Source organism: Thiomonas sp. TH-17, from assembly GCF_057473305.1.
In genome coordinates this window covers 1-3,655 of sequence record NZ_JBYCKI010000296.1, presented here as the reverse complement: position 1 = coordinate 3,655, position 3,655 = coordinate 1, and the positions used below count along the sequence as shown (strand labels likewise).

Genomic DNA, 3,655 nt, shown 5'->3' with positions numbered 1-3,655 from the left:
CCCATGGGCGGGTTGGCCGGCGACCTGCCGCTGATCGTCGCCTTCCTGGTGCTGGCGGCCTACACCTACACCAGCGGGCTGCGCGCACCGGCGCTGATCGCCGTGGTCAAGGATCTGCTGGTGTACGTCACCGTGCTGACCATGGTGATTGTGATTCCCTGGCGCATGGGCGGCTTCGGGCCGGTGTTCGCGGCGGTGCCGGCGGACAAGCTGCTGCTGGCGCACCCGCCCGCGCACAGCCTGGGCAGCTACAGCGCCTTCGCCAGCCTGGCGCTGGGCTCGGCGCTGGCGCTGTTCTGCTACCCGCACGTGATGACCGGCGTGCTGGCCTCGCGCGATGCACGCACGCTGACGCGCAACATGGCGCTGCTGCCGGCCTTCAGCCTGGCGCTGGGACTGCTGGCACTGCTCGGCTTCATCGCGCTGGCCAGCGGCGTCGCGCACCTGCCCGAGTACGCGCCCTACTTCGACCGCTTCAAGACCAGCTTCGCCGTGCCGGCGCTGATCCTGCACAGTTTCCCGGGCTGGTTCGCGGGCGTGGCGCTGGCGGCCATCGCCATCGGCGCGCTGGTGCCCGCGGCGATCATGTCGATCGCGGCGGCGAACCTGTGGACGCGCAGCATCTACCGCGAGTACCTGCACCCGCACTGCACGCCGGCACAGGAGGCGGCGCAGGCCAAGCTGGCGTCGCTGGTGGTCAAGTTCGGCGCGCTGCTGTTCGTGCTGCTGCTGCCCTCGAGCTACGCGATCAACTTCCAGCTGCTCGGCGGCGTGTGGATCATCCAGATCCTGCCGGCGATCCTGTTCGGCCTGTACACGCGCTGGTGCCACCGGGGCGCGCTGGTGCTGGGCTGGGCGGCAGGCATGCTCGCGGGTACGCTGATGGCCATGGACCTGCAGTTCCGCGGCGCGGTGTTCCCGCTGCACCTGGGCGGCTGGACGGTTCCTGGCTACGCCGCGCTGTACGCGCTGCTGGTCAACATCGCGGTGACCGTGCTGGCCACGCCGCTGCTGCGTGCGCTGGATCGCGGCTTTTTGTGCCCTCGTCCTGGCAAGCCTATGGGCGATCGCCGCGGTAAGCCCGTCGCGGCCGCAGCTCAAGACGGCCTGAAATCGAAATATTCAGAGGCGACTACGTAGATGTATAGGTGCCGCATCGCTCCATTTTTCGGCGTCTCTCAGAAGTGTGGGGGGGGGATTACCCTTCTACACCGGCTTCGACAGGTGGTTTCGCAAACCGCTCAGGAATCGACTTTTGCGGCAGTGGGTTGTTTTGTAAATTGATCTATTACTAATCGCGTTAATGCCAAGCTACATGCATCGAGTCCAACAAACTTAAGGTTGACGGACTCACCATTAGGCAAAATCATACTCGGTGTCTTATCTATTCGAAACTTACGTCTCGCGCTTCCATCGGGATCTGCAACAACGGTTGAGTTACCAAATCTCATATTTTCTTGAATACTTAACCCATCGATAAAAATTATAAAGTCAATTTTATCGCCAAACTGTGTAGTATAACGCTCTAAATAGCGCAAAAAAGACATACAGATTCCACAGCGCACAGATAAAAAAATTAAAGCTACATTCCTACCTAGATTACTTATCTTATATTCTGTCAACAATTTGCCAATATCGCTTCCCACTTCAACTTTACCAAGAAATCGAGACAACTTAAGCTTTAGACCAACTAAAAGTGCGGAAGCGCTCGTAACAGATAATATTAAACAAAATAAGCTTGATCGAAACCCACCTTGCAAGGCATGATCGGCCGCCCATAGCACGGCAGTCAGTGTCATAAGCAATAATGAAACATTAAAACCATTAAAATTTGTATGTACAGACAATGTGCCGAAACACGGACAGCCTTGACTGTTCGGCAAGGCATATCTACTTATTGCCGCAACCAAAAACAACATAATAGAAACTATTACAGAAAATAACATAGATCTTGTGCCAACTAACAACTCAGCGGCCAATAATACTAATTCGATGACAATCACAACATAAAACACAAGTAAAAAAACAATCTGGCTCGAGGAAAATACTTTAAACCACTTCGCAATTTCATTGCGCTCCAGCACTTTTAGCAAAACAGACAAGGTAAGTACAAGCGCAACTGAATACGTCGCCAGCAGGCAATACAAGTTTTGGACTACTTGCGTCATTAACCCGCTCCGTTAGTGCTATCTGATTAAGCCCGAACCTCAGTCATGAAAGTTGCTCGCTATTTGCTGGACTGATTTGGAACGTGGCTTGCATAACATCACCTGATTAGGGCTATCCATCAGCCATGTAAGTTGCTCGCCCTGCACAGAACTGGTTCGGGATAGCGCTTGCACAGCATGATCGCGCGCACAGGTCGCGGCAGCAACGCCCCTAGGCGAAAGCGAGGGTTGAAACGTTACGCCGCCTCTGCCAAATCGAGGCGCACGTACTTGCCTAAACCAGGACGTGATGGCTTCCCTTGAGCGCGCGCTTACGATTGCCCAGAGCACATTACCGTCTCGCAAGCTGGCGAGATCGCCGCCGACCTCCTTCACAGCGTGTTTATGCCCGGCGGCGCGGCGACGGGATGTAGCGCAAGCCGCCACCGCAGACTGCGGTCTCCCGGAGGTGCCGCAGAAGACAGGTCACATGGCTGAAGTTCCGCGCGGAAAAGCAAGCATAATTAAAAATTTTTGGCACGAGAGATAGACTCTGGATAGTATTTGCGCAGCACATGAATCATGTACTTATTAACGACAACACCACCTATCAGGCCAGTTAAAAGTAGCAAGAAATAGTTGTAGTTAGAGACCATGTAAACAGCGACAATTGCAGCAATGTAAAAGAATGCAACGAACACTACAGAAATTCGGTTCGTAGCCTGAGCGAAAAGGAATGCTTTTGCTTTTCTTTTGCTTAGGCGTGGCAAGTCACGAATTTCCCGCATAGTTGCAATGGTGGTTTCATACTCAGTCACAAATTTAATTTGCATAAAGCTCTCCAAACATGTTGTCCAAAGAAATTGGATCCACATTGCGGTGATAAACACCGCAATGTGGATTGCCATTTACACTAGAAAATTGCTCATGAGCACACTACATCAGAGGCAAGGTCGCCGAGTCCGATTCCGGCTGCTGCGCCAGCCCAGCCTCCAACTATGCCGCCTAAAACAGCGCCAACAATTTCGGATTTGTCTTGACAGGTTAGTGCACCACCAGAAACAGATTCAATTTGCTCAAGGCTTATCTCACGCATTTTATGTCCCCTTAGAAAATGTAATTATTAATTACAGTTAATGGAATCTGCAAACCAATGACCTGCCGCTGCGCCAACAACCGCGCCAGCGGGATCACCAAGAGAAAGAATAAAACCCATTGTTCCTCCTGCAACCATCGAAACGCCTTGGCATACGTCAGTTGCCGCAGAAGAGCCGGCAACGTTTTCAACTTGTTCTAGCGTTAGGGTTTTCATTAGTAACTCCTCGGTCAAGTAGTTGCGTTAGGAAATGGCGTTCAACGCCCATCACTGAGTTCCGAAAGCGAAGTACTCGGTGATTCTATAAGCCCTTGCCGCAGCACGATCACGCGATCGGCGCTGACCAGGGTCTCCGGCCGGTGCGCCAGCACCAGCCGTGTGAGCTTCATGCGTTTCACGATGGCGTTGACCT

Annotated in this window: 4 protein-coding genes; 1 reads left to right on the top strand and 3 read right to left on the bottom strand. The window is 53.6% G+C overall.

Annotation, left to right across the window (positions count from 1 at the left end):
- Positions 1–1,140 (top strand): sodium:solute symporter family protein (locus AC2VLV_RS16510; protein ID WP_486991002.1); only part of this gene is annotated, 1,140 nt, incomplete at its 5' end.
- Positions 1,141–1,241: 101 nt separating this feature from the next.
- Here AC2VLV_RS16510 and AC2VLV_RS16505 read toward each other — a convergent pair.
- The 3 genes from AC2VLV_RS16505 to AC2VLV_RS16495 all read right to left on the bottom strand — a co-directional run bounded on the left by AC2VLV_RS16505 (position 1,242) and on the right by AC2VLV_RS16495 (position 3,459).
- On the bottom strand, positions 1,242–2,168 hold the full coding sequence (locus AC2VLV_RS16505) for a thioredoxin domain-containing protein (RefSeq protein WP_486991001.1): 927 nt from the start codon (positions 2,166–2,168) through the stop codon (positions 1,242–1,244).
- 503 nt (positions 2,169–2,671) lie between these two features.
- The gene (locus AC2VLV_RS16500) at positions 2,672–2,980 is read right to left on the bottom strand and encodes a hypothetical protein (RefSeq protein ID WP_486991000.1); all 309 of its coding nucleotides are present in this window, start codon (positions 2,978–2,980) and stop codon (positions 2,672–2,674) included.
- A gap of 290 nt (positions 2,981–3,270) precedes the next feature.
- Positions 3,271–3,459 carry a hypothetical protein gene (locus AC2VLV_RS16495; RefSeq protein WP_486990999.1) on the bottom strand — a complete coding sequence of 63 codons (189 nt, stop codon included), beginning with the start codon at positions 3,457–3,459 and terminating at the stop codon, positions 3,271–3,273.
- Between the last annotated feature and the right edge of the window lie 196 nt (positions 3,460–3,655).